Annotated in this window: 16 protein-coding genes; 5 read left to right on the forward strand and 11 right to left on the reverse strand. The window is 48.9% G+C overall.

Going from position 1 to position 16,750, the window contains the following annotated elements:
- Window positions 1-126: 126 nt before the first annotated feature.
- The gene (locus B0D95_RS19725; protein WP_078045467.1) at window positions 127-639 is read left to right on the forward strand and encodes a GNAT family N-acetyltransferase; all 513 of its coding nucleotides are present in this window, start codon (window positions 127-129) and stop codon (window positions 637-639) included.
- 121 nt (window positions 640-760) lie between these two features.
- Here B0D95_RS19725 and B0D95_RS19730 read toward each other — a convergent pair whose 3' ends face one another.
- The gene (locus B0D95_RS19730) at window positions 761-2,065 is read right to left on the reverse strand and encodes an NAD(P)/FAD-dependent oxidoreductase (protein WP_078045468.1); all 1,305 of its coding nucleotides are present in this window, start codon (window positions 2,063-2,065) and stop codon (window positions 761-763) included.
- Window positions 2,066-2,104: 39 nt separating this feature from the next.
- Complete coding sequence (locus tag B0D95_RS19735; RefSeq protein WP_078045469.1) at window positions 2,105-3,094, reverse strand: Gfo/Idh/MocA family protein; 990 nt, start codon at window positions 3,092-3,094, stop codon at window positions 2,105-2,107.
- 208 nt (window positions 3,095-3,302) lie between these two features.
- Between B0D95_RS19735 and B0D95_RS19740 the strand changes: the two genes are divergently transcribed.
- Together B0D95_RS19740 and B0D95_RS19745 are read left to right on the forward strand one after the other, a co-directional pair.
- Window positions 3,303-4,631: an AAA family ATPase gene (locus B0D95_RS19740; RefSeq protein ID WP_078045470.1), complete on the forward strand. Its 1,329-nt coding sequence runs from the start codon at window positions 3,303-3,305 to the stop codon at window positions 4,629-4,631.
- Between the two features lie 123 nt (window positions 4,632-4,754).
- Window positions 4,755-5,372, forward strand: coding sequence for a hypothetical protein (locus tag B0D95_RS19745; protein WP_210403653.1), 618 nt, complete (start codon window positions 4,755-4,757; stop codon window positions 5,370-5,372).
- A gap of 62 nt (window positions 5,373-5,434) precedes the next feature.
- On the opposite strand, the gene B0D95_RS19750 is transcribed toward B0D95_RS19745, so the two are convergent.
- The 4 genes from B0D95_RS19750 to B0D95_RS19765 form a co-directional block, all read right to left on the reverse strand.
- Window positions 5,435-6,097: an SDR family oxidoreductase gene (locus tag B0D95_RS19750; protein ID WP_078045472.1), complete on the reverse strand. Its 663-nt coding sequence runs from the start codon at window positions 6,095-6,097 to the stop codon at window positions 5,435-5,437.
- Between the two features lie 75 nt (window positions 6,098-6,172).
- Window positions 6,173-6,430 (reverse strand): DUF2798 domain-containing protein, encoded by a 258-nt coding sequence (locus tag B0D95_RS19755; RefSeq protein ID WP_078045473.1) that lies wholly within the window; start codon window positions 6,428-6,430, stop codon window positions 6,173-6,175.
- A gap of 515 nt (window positions 6,431-6,945) precedes the next feature.
- Entirely contained in the window at window positions 6,946-8,115 is a 1,170-nt protein-coding gene (locus B0D95_RS19760) for a lipase family protein (RefSeq protein WP_078045474.1), read from the reverse strand.
- A gap of 12 nt (window positions 8,116-8,127) precedes the next feature.
- A complete protein-coding gene (locus B0D95_RS19765; protein WP_078045475.1) occupies window positions 8,128-8,559 on the reverse strand; it encodes a DUF6795 domain-containing protein in 432 nt (143 codons plus the stop codon).
- Window positions 8,560-8,999: 440 nt separating this feature from the next.
- Here B0D95_RS19765 and B0D95_RS19770 point away from each other — a divergent pair, with 440 nt between their 5' ends.
- Window positions 9,000-9,926, forward strand: coding sequence for a LysR family transcriptional regulator (locus B0D95_RS19770; protein WP_078045476.1), 927 nt, complete (start codon window positions 9,000-9,002; stop codon window positions 9,924-9,926).
- A 157-nt stretch (window positions 9,927-10,083) separates the two neighbouring features.
- Here B0D95_RS19770 and B0D95_RS19775 read toward each other — a convergent pair whose 3' ends face one another.
- Window positions 10,084-11,301: an MFS transporter gene (locus B0D95_RS19775; protein ID WP_078045844.1), complete on the reverse strand. Its 1,218-nt coding sequence runs from the start codon at window positions 11,299-11,301 to the stop codon at window positions 10,084-10,086.
- Window positions 11,302-11,484: 183 nt separating this feature from the next.
- On the opposite strand from B0D95_RS19775, the gene B0D95_RS19780 reads away from it, so the two are divergent.
- Window positions 11,485-12,273, forward strand: coding sequence for a helix-turn-helix domain-containing protein (locus B0D95_RS19780; protein WP_078045477.1), 789 nt, complete (start codon window positions 11,485-11,487; stop codon window positions 12,271-12,273).
- Window positions 12,274-12,276: 3 nt separating this feature from the next.
- Here the strand turns inward: B0D95_RS19780 and B0D95_RS19785 are convergent, their stop codons facing one another.
- The 4 genes from B0D95_RS19785 to B0D95_RS19800 form a co-directional block, all read right to left on the reverse strand.
- A complete protein-coding gene (locus tag B0D95_RS19785) occupies window positions 12,277-13,059 on the reverse strand; it encodes an EAL domain-containing protein (protein WP_078045478.1) in 783 nt (260 codons plus the stop codon).
- A 37-nt stretch (window positions 13,060-13,096) separates the two neighbouring features.
- Window positions 13,097-14,410, reverse strand: a complete 1,314-nt coding sequence (locus B0D95_RS21070) for a methyl-accepting chemotaxis protein (protein ID WP_078045479.1) — start codon at window positions 14,408-14,410, stop codon at window positions 13,097-13,099.
- A gap of 345 nt (window positions 14,411-14,755) precedes the next feature.
- The gene (yjfF, locus tag B0D95_RS19795; RefSeq protein WP_078045480.1) at window positions 14,756-15,712 is read right to left on the reverse strand and encodes a galactofuranose ABC transporter, permease protein YjfF; all 957 of its coding nucleotides are present in this window, start codon (window positions 15,710-15,712) and stop codon (window positions 14,756-14,758) included.
- Window positions 15,705-16,739 (reverse strand): ABC transporter permease, encoded by a 1,035-nt coding sequence (locus B0D95_RS19800; protein ID WP_078045481.1) that lies wholly within the window; start codon window positions 16,737-16,739, stop codon window positions 15,705-15,707. The genes yjfF and B0D95_RS19800 overlap by 8 nt, the downstream gene beginning before the upstream one ends.
- Between the last annotated feature and the right edge of the window lie 11 nt (window positions 16,740-16,750).

The following is a 16,750-nucleotide window of genomic DNA, read 5'->3' on the forward strand; positions in this document are numbered from 1 at the left end:
TATTTTCACCGGTGCGTAAAAAACTCCCGCTAGCCGGGAGTTTTTTGTCTCTGGCGGTTGTCCCACTTCTACATGGCTATGCTGTAAATACAGCGGTGCTATTTTTTCGCGCTTCGAGTGACGATTGTGAAATTATCTGCGGTAAAAAAAGACCTTGGTCTCAGACTTTGTGCACTGGAATCCAAACCGGAATTCTTTGCCCAGGTCGCGCGTTGGCATCATCAGGAGTGCGAGCGCCAAGGGTTAAAGTCCACCCTTGCCTTGCGCCAACAGCGCTTGGTATTACATGTGCGCGAAACCACTATCCCCAAAACCCTTATCGCCTTGCAAAACGATCATCTGGCTGGTTGCGTCAGTTTGGTGGATTACACCTATCGCAGCAGCGAACGCATGCCCAAAGTCACCAGCGCCAGTCCGGTGTGGTTAAGCAATTTGTTTGTGCAGGACGAATTCCGTCAGCAAGGTATAGGCAACAGTTTGATCGACGCTGCAAAAAATTACGCACTGGATTTGGGGCTGGAAGAACTCTGGCTCTCAGCAACAGACTACACCGATTACTACCAAAAGCGCGGCTGGGAAATTGTACGCCGCACGAAATTGGGTGGGCGTCAGGTGAATGTGATGCGGGTGGTGTTGTGAAGTTTTTTTATCTCAGTTAACAGCGAATCCCCCTGGCCCCCTTTTTCAAAGGGGGGCTAAAAGCGAAGTGCGGTTCTAACCCCTCCCTTTAGCAAAGGGAGGTTGGGAGGGATTTGGGTTATTAATGCAATTTTAAGCGCGGTCTTAACCAGCGATTCAACCTTCCGCCGAGCATAATCAGGCCGGTGCGAATCAAACCGTGAATGGCGATTTGGTGCATGCGGTATAGCGAGATATACACTATGCGTGCCAAGCGGCCTTCAATGAACATGCTGCCTTTGCTCAGGTTGCCCATTAAGTTGCCGACGGTGGAATAACTTGCTAATGAAATGAGTGAGCCGTGGTCGGTGTACTTGTAGGCCTGCAAGGGTTTGTTATTGAGCAGGGCGATAATGTTTTTGTAGCAGGTGCTCGCCATTTGATGCGCCGATTGCGCGCGAGGCGGCACACGGCTGCCATCGGGATTGGTAAATTGTGCGCAGTCGCCAATCGCAAAAATCGTGCTGTCGCGGGTGGTTTGCAAAAATTCATTCACATGCAGTTGATTGATACGATTGGTTTCCAAACCGGCGAGGTTGGCCATAAAGTCTGGCACTTTAATACCTGCGGCCCAGACCATAATATCGGCGGAAATTAATTGACCATCTTTGGTGTGCAAACCTTCATTTGATGCAGCAGTAATCATGGTGTTGAGTTTTACATCCACACCTATTTTTACCAATTCACTGTGCGCAGCACCGGAAATACGTTCGGGCAGCGCGGGCAAAATGCGCGGGCCAGCTTCAATCAAGGTGACGTGCAGGTGTTCGTTGGAAACCGCGTTAAAACCATAGTTGTGAATTTCATGCACCGCGTGATGCAATTCAGCGGACAGTTCTACGCCAGTTGCACCTGCGCCCACAATCGCAATGCGCACGTTATCGTCTTCACCGGCAATGCGTTGGATGCGCAAAAATTTATTGAGCAGCTTGGTGTGAAATTTATGTGCCTGGGTTGGGCTATCCAAAAATAAACAGTGATCTTTTACACCGGTAGTGTTGAAGTCATTGGAGATGGAACCGAGTGCGATAATCAGATAATCGTAAGGGATGCGTGTGGAGGGTAAAAACTCTACGCCTTCTTCGTCGCGCATGGGCGCTAATACTACTTCCCGCTGCTCACGATCCAAATCAATCATGGTGCCTACGCGGAAGAAAAAGTGGTGCGCATTGGCATGACCGCGATAGCTCACGGCATCCACATCTTCATCCATAGTGCCCACGGCAATTTCATGGAGCAACGGCTTCCACAAGTGCGTGGTATTGCGATCGATCAGGGTGATTTCCGCTTTGTTTTTGCGTCCGAGTTTATTACCCAGTTTGGTGGCTAGCTCAAGTCCGCCTGCGCCACCACCGACAACAACAATGCGTGGTTTTTGTGTCTGCATGTTTGTACCTGCATATTAAGTTAAAAAATCGTTGAGCAATTAAAGCTCCACCCAGCGGCCTTCGGCGGCGCTGGCAAACACGGAATCGATAACGCGCATATTGTTGATTGCATCTGTCAGCGGTGTAGGCACCGGCTCCTTATTGATGATGCTGCGCGCAAAAGCGTCGACCATTTCGCGATAGTGATCGCTGGAATCAATCGCAATAATTTCGTTTTCACCGTTGTGTTTGATGTGAATTTCTGTAGCGCTATCGCTGATTGGATTGAACGGCACGGGCAGCAAAATACTGCCTTTTTCACCGTAAGCTTCCATGTATTGATGAGGCTCAATTTTGGTAGAGGCAGTAAACGTGGCGCTGCCTTGATCAAACTCCAAAATGCCTGAGACAAAACAATCCACTTCATAATCTTCGTAGGGCGTAATTTGTCCCACCACTTGTGTCGGCTCGGCATTGAATAACCAGCGCGACAGGGAAATGCAGTAACAGCCAATATCCATTAATGCACCACCGCCCATATCGGCGTGGTTGCGGATATTCGCTGATTCACGATTGTTGTAAGAAAAATGCGAATGCAAGGTGAGTAACTTGCCAATGCGGCCAGAGTCGATCAAGGCCTTGGCGGCTTGCCAGCGCGGATGAAAGCGATACATAAAGGCTTCCATGGCATTAAGGTGCGGATGTGCCTTGGCGGCATCGAGCAAACGCTGGGCATCGTCAGCATTTAAGCCCAAAGGTTTTTCGCACAGTATATGTTTGCCTGCTTGCAGGGCTTTAATTGACCAATCCACATGCAAATGATTGGGCAGCGGGTTGTAGATGGCATCGATATCCGGGTCAGCAAGCAATTCTTCGTAGCTGCCGTAAGCGCGGGCAATACCTAATTCATCGGCGGCTTTACGCGCACTTTGAGCATCTCTTGAGCAGATGGCAATTACGTCGTTGTGTGTGGAGCTTTGCAGTGCGGGAATCACTTTGGTGCGGCCGATTTTGGCGGTACTGAGAATGCCCCAGCGAATTTTTTTCATAATCGTATCTCTATTCTGGATAAGGAGTGGTCGAGGTTGATGTCCCTCTGTGGGCAGTAAGTGGTGCTAGTATAGCAATCTCGGGATGCTCATCCTTGCTGGTTAAACAATCAGTGCTTAGCTGCTACACTCGCGATTTATTTCACCAGCTTACCAATTTAGAGTGCCATCGTCTGAATAAAATGCGACAAATAACCGAGGAGCCGTCATGCGTATTGACCGCCTGAATATTCACAATTTCAAAGGATTTCCCTCGAGAGAGTTTACTTTCCATCCGGAGTTCAATCTTATTGTTGGCACTAATGGCACCGGCAAAACTACCGCGCTTGATGCTCTGGCGGTTGCTGTAGGCAGCTGGTTTCTTGGTGTACGAGGTGCGGACTCCCGTCATATTCGCCCTAGTGAGGTTATGCTGAGTGATTTTACGCATGAGTATGATGATAGTGTGGGCGGGCGTCATACCAGTGTTCAGTGGGAGCAGGTATTTCCTTGTGAGGTTGCGGCACATGGGCAAGTACAGGGGCGCAATGTCAGATGGACGCGTTCGTTGAACTCTCTGAGTGGTCGTACAACCTATGGAGATGCAGTAGAGATTAAACGCCTAGCTACAGAAGCTGATGCGGCAATTCGAAAGGGGCAAGACATTTTGTTGCCTCTCATTTCTTATTACGGTACGGGGCGTTTGTGGCAGGAGCCGCGTGAGGCATTCCAGGTTTCTGATCCGATGAAGGTGGCGAGTAAGGAGGAGCAATCCCGATTAAGTGGATACTGGAATAGTGTTGATCCCCGGTTGTCAGTCAGTCAGTTAACACGCTGGATTGCTCGGCAATCCTGGATCACGTACCAGCAGCAAAACCGTGAAGCACCGGTGTTTACTGTTGTAAAGCAGGCCATTATCAATTGTGTGGAGGACGCACAAAACCTCTATTTTGATGCCGCTTTAGGTGAGGTTGTAGTCGAATTCAGCTCGGGCCCCCGGCCTTTTTCCAACCTCAGTGATGGACAGCGCTGCATGCTGGCAATGGTGGGTGATATTGCCCAAAAGGCGGCAAAGTTAAACCCTCAGTTAGGTGGTAAGGTGTTGGAGGATACCCCCGGTGTAGTGTTGGTTGATGAGCTCGACTTGCATTTGCATCCGCGTTGGCAACAAAAGGTGGTTGAAGATTTGCGGTCTACCTTTCCTAAAATACAGTTCATTTGCACCACCCACTCGCCGTTTCTCATCCAGTCACTCCGCAGTGGCGAGGAGTTGATTATGCTGGATGGGCAACCAACTGCCGATCTGGCAAATATGTCCATTGAAGAGATTGCTCAGGGCATTCAGCATGTCGACAACCCTCATACCAGTTTGCGTTACGCCGAGATGTATGGTGTTGCTAAATACTATTTGGATACGGTCGCGTCCGCAGCCACTGCTCCCTCTGAACAATTGGCTGAGTTTAAGAATGAGTTGGCAGAGACTTTAAAGCCATATGCTGATAACCCTGCATTTCAAGCTTTTTTGGAAATGAAACGAGTTGCGCAACTAGGAGAGTGATCGATGCGACCGATTCGGCGTAATACTTCGCCCAGAGTTACAGATTTTACTGATTACACAGACGCAAAGCCTGATTTGGTAGCTCGACTTGGGCCTTATTGCAGTTTTTGTGAGCGCCGTGTTATGACTCAGCTTGCGGTTGAGCATGTGCAGCCAAAAGGGTTGCCCGCCTATGCTCATTTGATAGGGCGTTGGAATAATTTCCTGCTCGCTTGCGTGAACTGCAATTCAACTAAGAATAAAAAAGATGTTGTTCTTTCGCAGGTTCTGCTGCCTGATCGGGATAATACGTTTGTCGCTTTTGAGTATCAGGATAACGGGACGGTCACGGCTTCTGCTCAGGCGATAGCTTCTGGTAATGGCACAGTTGCAAATAATTTGCTAAGTCTTACTGGGTTGGATAAGGCAGCGTTAAATAACCCCGATGAAAATGGCAAGCAAGTTGCTCTGGATCGAGTGAGGCAGCGGATGGAGGCTTTGTTGTGTGCCCAAGACGCACTAACCAGTATTCGAAGCCAGCCAGAGAACAATATGTTGCGCGATGCCGTAGTAAAACTTGCAAAAGCATCTGGATTCTTCAGCGTATGGATGACCGTCTTCAACGATGACGCAGATATGCGTCTCCGATTGATCAACTCCTTTCCTGGTACTGCTGAAAGTGGCTGTTTTGATTTAATCAGCGGTAATACAGTTTCTCCATCGCCTAATCCTGACGCTCTTGTTGCGGGCGGCAAGATATAATTTTAGCTCGTATGATTTGTATCAAGTTACTTTCGCCCACCCTTCGGTGGGCGTTATTGTTTTTACCAAGGCAGCGGATCGCCATTGGAATGCCAGAAACCACCGGAGTTCTCCAGCGTTAACCCGGCGATGCGCTGGCTCAGGCGCTGTGCCGCTTCATTGGCGGAAATATCGCCACCAAAATTGACCATCGCCGTTTGCACATAGCCCGGGTGCAAAATAGCCACAGCAATACCACGCGGTTTTAAATCCCGTGTCAGTGACATAGCTGCCGCATTGAGTGCCGCTTTGGACATGCGGTAACCGTAATAGCCACCGGAGCTGTTGTCGGCGATGGAGCCCATACGGCTGGTAATAAATGCAATTTTTGCCCCGGAGGCTAAATTATCCAGCAGGGCTTCCGTCACTCGCAGCGGCGCTTCGGCGTTGACTAAAAATTGCTGCTGCACCGATTCATAATCGATATTGCCCAACTGTTCATGTTGGAAAATCCCGGCGTTATTGATCAGCAAATCAATCGATTTACCCTTGAGTTGTTGCGCCAGAGCCGCAATTGCCGCCGCATTGGTCACATCCACACCGCTAATAACCTGCGCTCCCGAGGCATCCAACTCGGGCGATGTGGTGCGGCAAATACCAATCACCTGCCAGCCCTGAGCGAGATAATGTTGGGTTAGGGCCAAGCCAATACCTCGATTGGCGCCAGTAATAACTGCTGTTTTCATGAATAGTGTCTCCGCGCGTTCATTGGGTGTAGGTGCAATGTATGGGCGAGCCTAGCGCATAAAAAGGCGCAGTCATTAATTATTTACCGTGATCTTCACCAAACGCATCACTAGTGGGCGCACGATCAAAATGCACACAAACGCCGATGGCATAGCGATGCGATAAGCATGCAGTACCTGCTGGAAGTAGTGATCGGCAATGCCGCTGTTGGCTGCCACGATAATCAACGACATCAAAAAAGCCATGATCAGAGACATATAAAACGCGAAGACGATAGGCATGTATTTCGGCGCGAGCTTACGGTTACTGCTGGTGGCTATGGAGTTTTGCATGGTTGGTACCTTCTGCTGGGGAAATAGTGGCGTTTCAGGAGGTACTCTACGTATTCCGGCATTTTGGCAGTAGGTGAGTGGCGCTAATTGCTCTGCTAAGCAAAGCTTATCAATTGGATTGTTTTTTCGGAATGTTTGATTGTGATTGGCTTTTCGGAGGTTGTTGGCAGAGCTGGCCTGTTTGAGAGAGACGTGTGTGGTTATGGATTCCCAGTAGTGCTTAGCTCCAAAGGTAGTACAGCCCCGCTATTGATGCCGTGAACAGAATAAAACCAGTTGTATATTCGGCGAAATGGCCATTTTTTGGATTGTGTGTCCGCGGATGAGCTTTAAAAACACTGGTGATGAACAGGGCGACCAGAAAGATAGAGGCGAGTATTTTTAGCGTGGTTAAAATGAAAGACATATCAAATAAATTTATTGTGATGTTAATGAAATATTAAAAACTCAACGGCATTGATTTGAATCGCTATGCCTGCCACAAGTTAGGTGAGCAGGCATAACACAAAAATCCGTTACAGTTTTCTCAGCGCATTACGTGCATGTTGATTAGCTTTTTCACTTAGGCGTGTTAAAACCTGGCGGATTAAACTGCGAGTAAGTTCCTTTTTGTTTTTGGCTACTGTCATTCCGATTGCCTGCATTAGTTTTCGCATCAATCGCTCAACCCATATGCTTATGTTTTCTGCCAGATCAATGCCTTTTGCCAGGATATAAGCGATTTTATCTGCAACAGTAAATGTGCTGATAAATGTGGCTTGTATTCCCAGAATTGCCGTCATCGCCACTTTTTTAATGACATAAATGATGGCTGAATCTACCCAGCGCCAAAATGTTGAGGATGAGGTATCCACTGGCGATTTGGATTTAAGCCAGTCTTCAATTGCGCTTTCAATTGTATAAGGCTGGTCAGGGGCATCGCACATTTGTTGCCAGGATTTCCCATCTACCGATGCTATGTAATTCGCCATAAAATGCGCGGCGGCTGAGGTTAGCGGATGAGCAGAATAAAGATAGTGCCCTTGTCTGTCGTAAGGTGCATGAACAAATGGATAGAGTGGAACCATAGGTACTGGATCTGTGCGGTGATAGACACGATGAATGTTGCCTTCACCTATAGCTGACGTAGTACTTCTGGCAAACAACTCAGTGCCAACTCTGGGGGCACCAAAGGTGTATAGCTTGGTTGGCAGTTTCAAGGTTTGTGCAACCCAGTCTGCAGCCAGCGATGCCACGGCGCCACCAAGACTGTGCCCAATGCAGTGAACGGTTTTGACGCTGCCTTTAAATGATGTAAAAAAGCTACGTATAGCTGGCAGCATAGACTCAAAACAGTGCTGGAATCCGGAATGCACCGGCCATCTACTTGTGCTTGAAAACGAAAGGCCGATGCGTGCATCGGTAAGTACGTCGGCCTTTTTGTTTTCCATAGTCGTGCCACGGAATATTAAGAAAATCTCGCCTTTATTATTTTCACCGCCTTCGGCACAAACGCCAAAGCCATCTTTATGATTCAGCACCACTCGACCGCCAACTTCGGCCTTTAAGTGTTTTGCGGGTATTTTGTTTTGTTTATTTGATTTAAATACAGGGTGCGCTAAGAACAGAGCCATTTGGTTTTCAGTTTGTAATAGATAAACATCTGAAGCTAGTTCGGCTGCAGTCCTTGGGGTAATTTCTTGCATAAGTTAATTCCTTTATAGTGTGGTTATAGATTCCCAGTTACAGGTAGTTCCCATCAAAACCCCATCGGCTCTCATGGTAGTAAGGTCATTTTTTAGCTCACAGGATAAATTAGATGCTTTCCCTCCGAGCTCACCATATAGGTGAGTGTTGGTTTTGCTGAGCGTCCAAATTAAATAGCTCTCGCGTTCATACTCAACTGTGATTTCTTGAGTAATGACAATTTGAGCGAGTGGATTTTCCTTATAGGTTGTTATTTGTTGTGGAATTTGAAAATAGCCATTTTTATCTGAGGTAAATTCAAAGTTTTCTCCTTTTGCGTCCTTCCATTTGATCCACAGATTGATTTTCGCTCCCGCAGCAGGTTTACCTTCAAATGTAATTTTTCCCTCGAGTGGTGAAAAAAGTACTGCTTCTTTTTTCTCTCCACCAAAAAACAGTGACATAGCAACTCCTTTGTGAACATAAAAAAGTGAAATTAAAAAAGATGACAGGATAAGTATGCGTCTTGCTTTCAAAAGCGGGTGCTCCTTTACTCTCAGTCTTATTCCGGGCCAGCCTGATGTTGGCTGATTTTTGCAGGTGGGCGGCAATTTGCCATACAGAGAACACTGGCTGGGCATTATTTGCTCAGTAGCGGCGAGTATTTTAGCACTGTGATTATTGGCTGGTTTGAGACTCGTCACTCATTTAAGTAGTCCCTGATGTGTTGAAGCGAGCCTGCTTCCGGCATGAGCGCAAGGGTGAGTCAATTTCATGCTTAGTCCTCTGGTAAGTGCTGTGGTTGCTCTGTGTGCTGTCAAATCTGCCATTTATGGATAAATGTTGATATTTAATGTATTAAGCAAAGCTTGGTAATCGACCTATTAATTCGGAAGCAATAACTATGGATACCCTGCGTGGCATAGAGTGTTTTGTGAAGGCTGTTGAAGGGGGGAGTATTGCGGCGGCGGCGCGGCGCTTGGGGATTAGCGCCGCGGCGACCAGTCAGAATGTTGCCCGGTTGGAGACTTATCTTGGTGTGCGATTGTTGACGCGTACCACGCGCAGCATGGCGCTCACCGATGCAGGGCGAGTCTATTACGACAAGGTGGCGCAGCTGGTGCACGAATTGGAGCTGGCGCGTGCGGCGGTCACCGATGTGCATCAGGAATTGCAGGGGCGGTTGTGCATTGCTTCCACTGCGGCCTTTGGGCGCCATGTGCTGGCGCCATTGATTCCGGCGTTTAGAGAGCGCTACCCGCGTCTTGAGTTGGAATTGAGCACCACCGATCGGCGTGTTGATCATGTGCAGGAGTCGGTGGATGTCAGTATTCGTATAAAACAACAGCTGGATGAGGGCATGGTGGCCCGTAAAATTGCGACTGTGCCATCCATCTTTTGTGCATCGCCCGCTTATATCGCCCGCGCGGGCCGCCCAACCACGCCGGCTGATTTGCGTGAGCACGATTGTTTGGTGTTTCGTTTACCTGTTGATGGTCGCTTTTTACGTTGGGGGTTCATCGAAAACGGTCTGCGTTTTGAAGCCGAGGTGCGTGCGACCATGATCAGCGACGACATTGATGTATTGGCGGGCTTAGCCGCAGCGGGCGGCGGCGTGACGCGTTTGGCAGCGTTTGTGGCCAATGATTATTTGCGTCGGGGCGAGTTGGTGGAATTATTTACCTGCGACGAATGCACCGGGTTTGATGCGGAAATTGAACCGCTGGATATTTATGCTTGCGTGCGAGATCGCCACCAATTAACGCCCAAAGTGCGCGCGTTTATCGAGTACTTGCATCAGGCTCTGCCCGCTGAATGGAGGGCTGTGTAGTCGCATTATATTATCGAGAACCGCTGAGTTTCGATTCAATATATTTTTTATCAATGAGTCTTGTTAGGGTTTTAATTTGCCATTAGAAGCAATGTGATGAATCTGCGGCGGGCTGGTCAATCAAACCAGCCCGAGCATTTATGTTTTCTGCAAAAAATTACCCGCGATTCATTCGCGGCAGGAAGAGGGTGATGATGCCCAGCAGTGGTAAAAATGCGCAGAGATCAAACATGTATTCAATTGAGGTTGCATCAGCCAGCGCGCCTAAGCCGGCGGCGGCTATGCCGCTAATGCCGAACATTAAGCCAAAAAAGACACCGGAAATCATACCGATTTTGTTGGGTACTAATTCCTGTGCGAGTACAACAATCGCTGAAAATGCGGATGACAACACTAGTCCAATCACCACGGATAACACCGCTGTCCAGAATAAATTGCAGTAGGGAAACAACAGCGTAAAGGGCGCGGCACCGAGGATGGAAATCCAAATCACGGCTTTGCGTCCGACCTTGTCGCCAATAGGCCCGCCAGCAAATGTTCCCAGTGCTACCGCCGCTAAAAACAGGAATAAAAATAATTGTGCATCTGCGACAGAGGTAGAAAATTTTTCAATTAAATAAAAGGTGTAGTAGTTGGTAAACGCGGCCATGTAAATGTATTTGGAGAATACTAGCAGCGCCAATACGGTGAGTGCACCAATCACCTGGTTGCGGGTGAGGTGTGCAAAGTGCGCGTGCTTTTTAACACTTTTGATAGAGGCGCCGGAGCGAATGGTCCAGCGGCTAACACCTAATAATACGGCGACGCCCAAAATAGCAAACAGCGTAAACCAGCCAATGGCGCCTTGCCCTTGCGGAATAATAATTGCTGCCGCAAGCAGCGGGCCAAATGCCGAGCCCGCGTTGCCGCCGACCTGAAAAAAGGATTGGGCAAAACCAAAGCGCCCGCCCGATGCCATACGTGCTACCCGTGAGGCTTCCGGGTGAAAGGTGGATGACCCCAAGCCAATCATAGCCGAGGCAATTAACAGCCAGGTAAAACTGGTAGCCAGTGCCAACATCACCAAACCTAAGAGGGTGAACATCATGCCCATGGGCAGCAAATAGGGTTTGGGGTGTTTGTCGGTATACAGCCCTATGGCCGGTTGGAACAGCGACGCCGTCATTTGAAAGGCGAGGGTGATCATGCCGATTTGGGTGAAACTCAATTCATAATTGGTTTTCAGCATGGGGTAAATGGACGGCAAAATGGCCTGGATCAGGTCGTTCAGCAAGTGTACAAAACTCACTGCGCCTATGACGGGTACAAAGGTGCGCGTCGCATCAAATTCTGCGGGTTTGAAGGTTTGTTCAGGAATGGGTTCCATTTGGGTCATTTCGGTAGCTATCTCCGCGGGTTCTGGGCCTTTGCAGTATAAGGTGCCGTAAAAAGCAGAAATGACATAAACTGTCGAATAAGTGACATGATGTGCCATTTTGGGGCGTAACTTCCGGGAGGATCGCTTTTTTAGGTGATAGCACTTGGGAGCTTGAGTGTGGAAATAGTTGTGGAGTGATGGATGAAGATCGTCGAGCAGCGCAGCCCGGAAGTCTTGCAGCATGTACCACGGCCAATTGTGGCCTGGGGTGGGCATTATACAAAGGGCGATGAAATCCCGCCGCACACCCACCCGCGCGCGCAGTTGCTCTATGCTGTGGAAGGTGTGATGCGCATAGTGACGCCCAACAGTGTTTGGACTATTCCCTCGCACCGTGCCTTGTGGGTGCCGCCTAATGTTGAGCATCACTCTTTTATGATGAGCGATTTGGAGATGCGCACGCTGTACGTGAGTGCAGAAATTTCTCTCGCACTGGGTGCTGAATGCCGCGCAATTTCAGTGTCGGGGTTGTTGCGTGAATTGATTTTGGGACTGCTGCAAGAGCCGGCGGAATACCCGATTCCAGGGCGGGGCGACCATTTGGTGGCGTTGATTTTGATGGAGATAGATCGCGCTGCTACCCAAGTGGCGGAAATCCCCTGGCCACAAGATCGCCGTTTACAGCGAGTGTGCCAATTTGTGATGAACTCGCCCGGCGTTACTCACACTATTGATGATTTGGCTGCCATGGTGGGTGCCAGTGCTCGCACACTTATCCGCTTATTCCCCAAGGAGACCGGGCTTAAATATCACCAGTGGGTACAGCAGGTTCAGCTTGCCGAAGCCATTTGCCGGTTGGAGCGCGGCGAGGCTATTGCGCGCATCGCCAACTTTCTCGGTTACGGTAGCCCCAGTGCATTCACGGCTATGTTTAAACGCAATTTTGGTGTGGCGCCCAATCAGTATTTTCCCAAACACGCTGCGCGTTAGGCTTTACCGTCCGCGCGGCGCTGAAAAAACGTCGGCAGGTACCTGCGCCAGGCTTTGAAATGCCGGACGGGCAAAATAATAGCCCTGGAATAACTCGATGCCCATGTCTTGCAGCACGGCAAATTCCTCATAGCACTCTATGCCTTCGGCAACGACGGTCATGCCTAATTCATTACAGACTTGCACAATACCGCGCACAATAATTTGACTGGATTTGCGGATGTGAATATTGCGCAGCAGCGCCATATCCAATTTCATAATGTCAGTTTGAATTTCAGCCAGCAGGTTTAACCCGGCATAGCCTGCACCAAAATCATCAATCGCGGTTTTGAAGCCGCGTTGGCGATAGTAATCAACAATATTGCGCACATGCGCTAAGTCATCAATTTTTTCACTCTCGGTAATTTCAAAAATAATTTGTTCGATGGGAAAATGGTATTTTTCGGCAGCAGCCAGAGTCGTGCGAATACATAACTCAGGTCGATAAACTGCATTGGGCATAAAATTAATACTGAGCAGTGATTGCATGCCTAGTTCTGCAGCCAGCTTGATAGCTTTTGTGCGGCAGGCTTGATCAAAACGATAGCGGTTGCTGTCATTAACCTGCGCAAAGATAGTGGCGGCCCCTTCATTGTTGAGCCCGCGCACTAGTGCCTCGTGGGCAAAAATCTCGCCTGTACGGCTGTTTACAATGGGCTGAAAGGCCATGGTGAATTCAAAATCCAACCCCTCGCCGTTGGTGCATTCTTCACAGCCGGTAGGTCGGCACTGATTATTTGCTGTCATGGTGTGTAGGATTTCATCGTGTGTTTAGTGGTGCTGGTTAGTTAACGGCCTGTTTGTTTTCGGCCAGGGTTGCAACTGCTTCACTGACTTTATGGGCGCCGGTTTTTATCGACTCGATAACAGCGACAGCATTGTTCACCAGATGAGTGCCATCTTCCGCTTGGGAGCGAGCGCGCTCCATGCCTTTCATGGCTTGATCGGTCTGGGTGCTGTTGCGGCGTACCACTTCTTCAATTTCCAGTGTTGAGCTGCTGGTGCGTGCCGCCAGGTTGCGCACTTCATCGGCCACCACTGCAAAACCGCGCCCATTTTCGCCAGCCCGTGCAGCTTCTATCGCCGCATTCAATGCCAGTAGGTTAGTCTGCTCGGCAATGCTGCGGATCGTATTAACAATAGCAGAGATTTGCTTGGACTCTTCCAGTAGTTGTTCAATCAGCGCAGAGGATTGCGTTACTTCACTGGCGATATTGCGTGAGCTTTTAGCGGTTCTGTCCAGCAACAGTTCGCCTTCCTCGGCAATTTGCAGGGTTTCCTGTGCGGTTGCATAGGCAAGCTGACTGGTTTGATACACATTTTCCGCGTGTTTGACTCGCTCGGTGATATCGCTGGCAAATTTAATGATTTTAACCACGCGCCCATTTTCAACAATTGGATTGTAGGTTGCTTCAAGCCAAATGGTTTCACCGGCCTTGTTGCGTCGTTCAAATTTCCCCTGTTTAAAGCTGCCATTGGCAAGTTGCTGCCAAAAGTCAGGGTTTTCCCGGTAGAAATCCTCTTTACAAAAACGGCGGTGGTGTTGCCCACTGATTTCCGACAGGCGATAGCCCATGACCGATAAAAAATTGTCGTTAGCGGTAATGGCTGTACCGTCAGGCGCAAATTCAATCACCGCCATGGCTTTGTGCAGTGCGGTAATAATGGCTTCGTTATCGCGGCTTTTGATCATTTGTTCGGTAATATCTTTGGCAATTTTGAAAATTTTAGTGACTCGCCCTTGCTCATATACCGGAAAGTAAGTGGCCTCTAGCCACACGGGTTTATGGTGTTTGCCATAGCGTAAAAATGTCCCTTTGTTGGCCTTGCCCGCTTTCAGGTCGCGCCAAAAAGCGCTGTATTCTGTGCTTGCCGCATATTGGGCATCGCAAAATATCCGGTGGTGCTGGTTGGCGACTTCATCCAGCCGGTAACCCACGGCTGACAAAAACAGATCGTTCGCGCTCAGAATGTGCCCATCAGGAGAGAACTGCACTATAGGAATGTTGTTGTACAGTGTCTGAAACAGGGTGTCGGTATAAAGCAACTGCTGTTGTGTATCCAGTAGCTGTTGTTTTAGGGCGTTATTGAAAAACATCGGCAACCTCTTAAGCCAATAAGGAAAAGGAATATCGTCCCGGCGACGAGAAGTAGTCCTTTGGGTGCTGCTAGTAAGTATGGTTGGTGTTTATATGTCTGCAGGGGTATGACGCGCAGGGTATGGGTTCTAGTCGACTTTGATCAAAGTATAGGGGGCTTTTTTTACTTGACCAGCTTTTGTCGATGGGAACGAGGAACTAAATGTTTTTTTATTGGTGATCTGCCTGGCGAGTTAAGGCGTAGCGTATATGAAAAATAAAAACCCGGTGTTGTCAGCACCGGGTTTTGAATTGTGAACCTTGCACAATCTTTCTGTGTCTTGCAAAACCTTGTTGGTTTTCGATTATTTGGGGCGTGAGCGCACCAGTAATTGCTGTAAGGCAATGAAACAAAAGAGTAATAAGCCGATGACGATTTTTGTCCACCAACTGCTCAAGGTGCCATCAAACGAAATATAGGTTTGCACCACGCCCATGATAAGTACACCGATGAGTGTGCCAAACATATAACCGTACCCACCAGTGAGCAGGGTGCCACCAATCACAACGGCGGCAATTGCATCCAGCTCCACACCAACCGCCGCCAATGAATAACCGGAGAAGGTGTAAAAGGAATACACAATACCTGACAGGGTGGCGAGAAATGCGCTGATGGCATAAATGCGAATGGTGGTGTGAGCAAGAGGAATGCCCATGAGCGCCGCCGAATTCATGTCACCGCCAATGGCATAAACACGGCCACCAAAACGTGTGTAGTGGGCAATGATAATGGCGATAACCAACACCAGCAGGCAGATAAGGGTACTGGTGCCTACCCAGGCATCACCCGGCAACATAAAACCAAATTCGGCGACCTGATTGTAAAACTCGTGCTCAATTGGAATAGATTCCTCACTGATCACACTGGCCAGGCCGCGCGCAAAAAACATTCCCGCCAGGGTCACAATAAACGGCTGCATTTTGTAGTAATGGATAATGGCGCCCATGATGGCACCAAAGGCCGTACCACCAATCAACACTACGGGGAATACCACCAGCGGATGCCATTGGTATTTGCTGATTAATACACTGCATACTACCCCGGTGAGTGCAATGACAGCGCCGACGGATAAATCAATACCACCGGATAAAATCACAAAGGTCATGCCTACGGCGGCAATAATTAAAAACGCGTTGTCGCTGAGTAAATTAAAAAAGACGCGCGAGCTACCAAAGCCATCGAACTGCACTGAGCCTATGCCGAACAATACAAAAAACAAGCAGCAGGTCACCGCGAGTGGAATAAATTTCGGATTAAGCACGGTTGATCTCCTTCTTGCCTTTTTTGAACAACGATGACCAGAAGTTCAACTGACTTAATTGTTGTTGGAAGCGAGGCGATTGCATCAGCAGTACCAAAATAATCGCGCTGGCTTTAATCAGCAGATTAAATTTCGGCGGAATGCCGCTCAAAATAATAGTGACCGTCAGGGTTTGAATAATGAGCGCGCCGATAATGGCGAGGAAAATAGAAAAGCGACCCCCCATTAGTGAGGCGCCGCCAATGACTACGGCGAGAATCGCATCCAGCTCCAGCCACAAACCGGCGTTGTTGGCGTCTGAGCCGCGAATGTCGGCAGCGGCAATCATACCGGCGAGCGCTGCACAGGCACCGGCAAGGGTGTAGACACTCAATTTAATCGCCTTGGCATTTAGCCCCATGTAATGACTGGCCGAGGGATTCGCTCCTACCGCTTCAATATATAAACCCAACGCCGTGCGGCGTGTGAGCAATTGCACCAGTGCAAACGTAATAATCACCAACACCACGGGGAAGGGCAGGCCGAGAAAACTGCCCGTGCCTAAAAATGCAAAACCGCTGTGATCAAAGGTGACGATTTGACCTTCGTTAATTAATTGCGCAATACCGCGGCCGCCCACCATTAAAATCAACGTAGCAACAATAGGTTGGATACTCATGTAGCCCACGAGAAAACCATTTACTATTCCGGCAAGTAACCCGGCAATTAAACCCGCGCCGATAATCAGTACAAGGCTGTCGACACCCTTGGTGATGTAATAGGCACTGACGGCACCGGCGATTGCCATAATCGAACCGACGGACAAATCCACGCCCGCTGTTGCAATTACCAGTGACATGCCAATGGCCAAGAGTGCCACTGGCGCGGCGCGGTTGAGTACGTCAATCAAGCTGCCGTAAAAGCGGCCATCTTTAAATTCAATGGCAAAAAACTCTGGTGCAATAATGGCGTTGATAACCAGCAGCACCAGTAACCCTGCGCACGGCCATAAATAGCGGCGCAGCTGTTGGTTTGTAGTGAGATTCATAACAGCCTCTA

The sequence above is a fragment of the Cellvibrio sp. PSBB023 genome (assembly GCF_002007605.1).
Lineage (GTDB): Bacteria > Pseudomonadota > Gammaproteobacteria > Pseudomonadales > Cellvibrionaceae > Cellvibrio.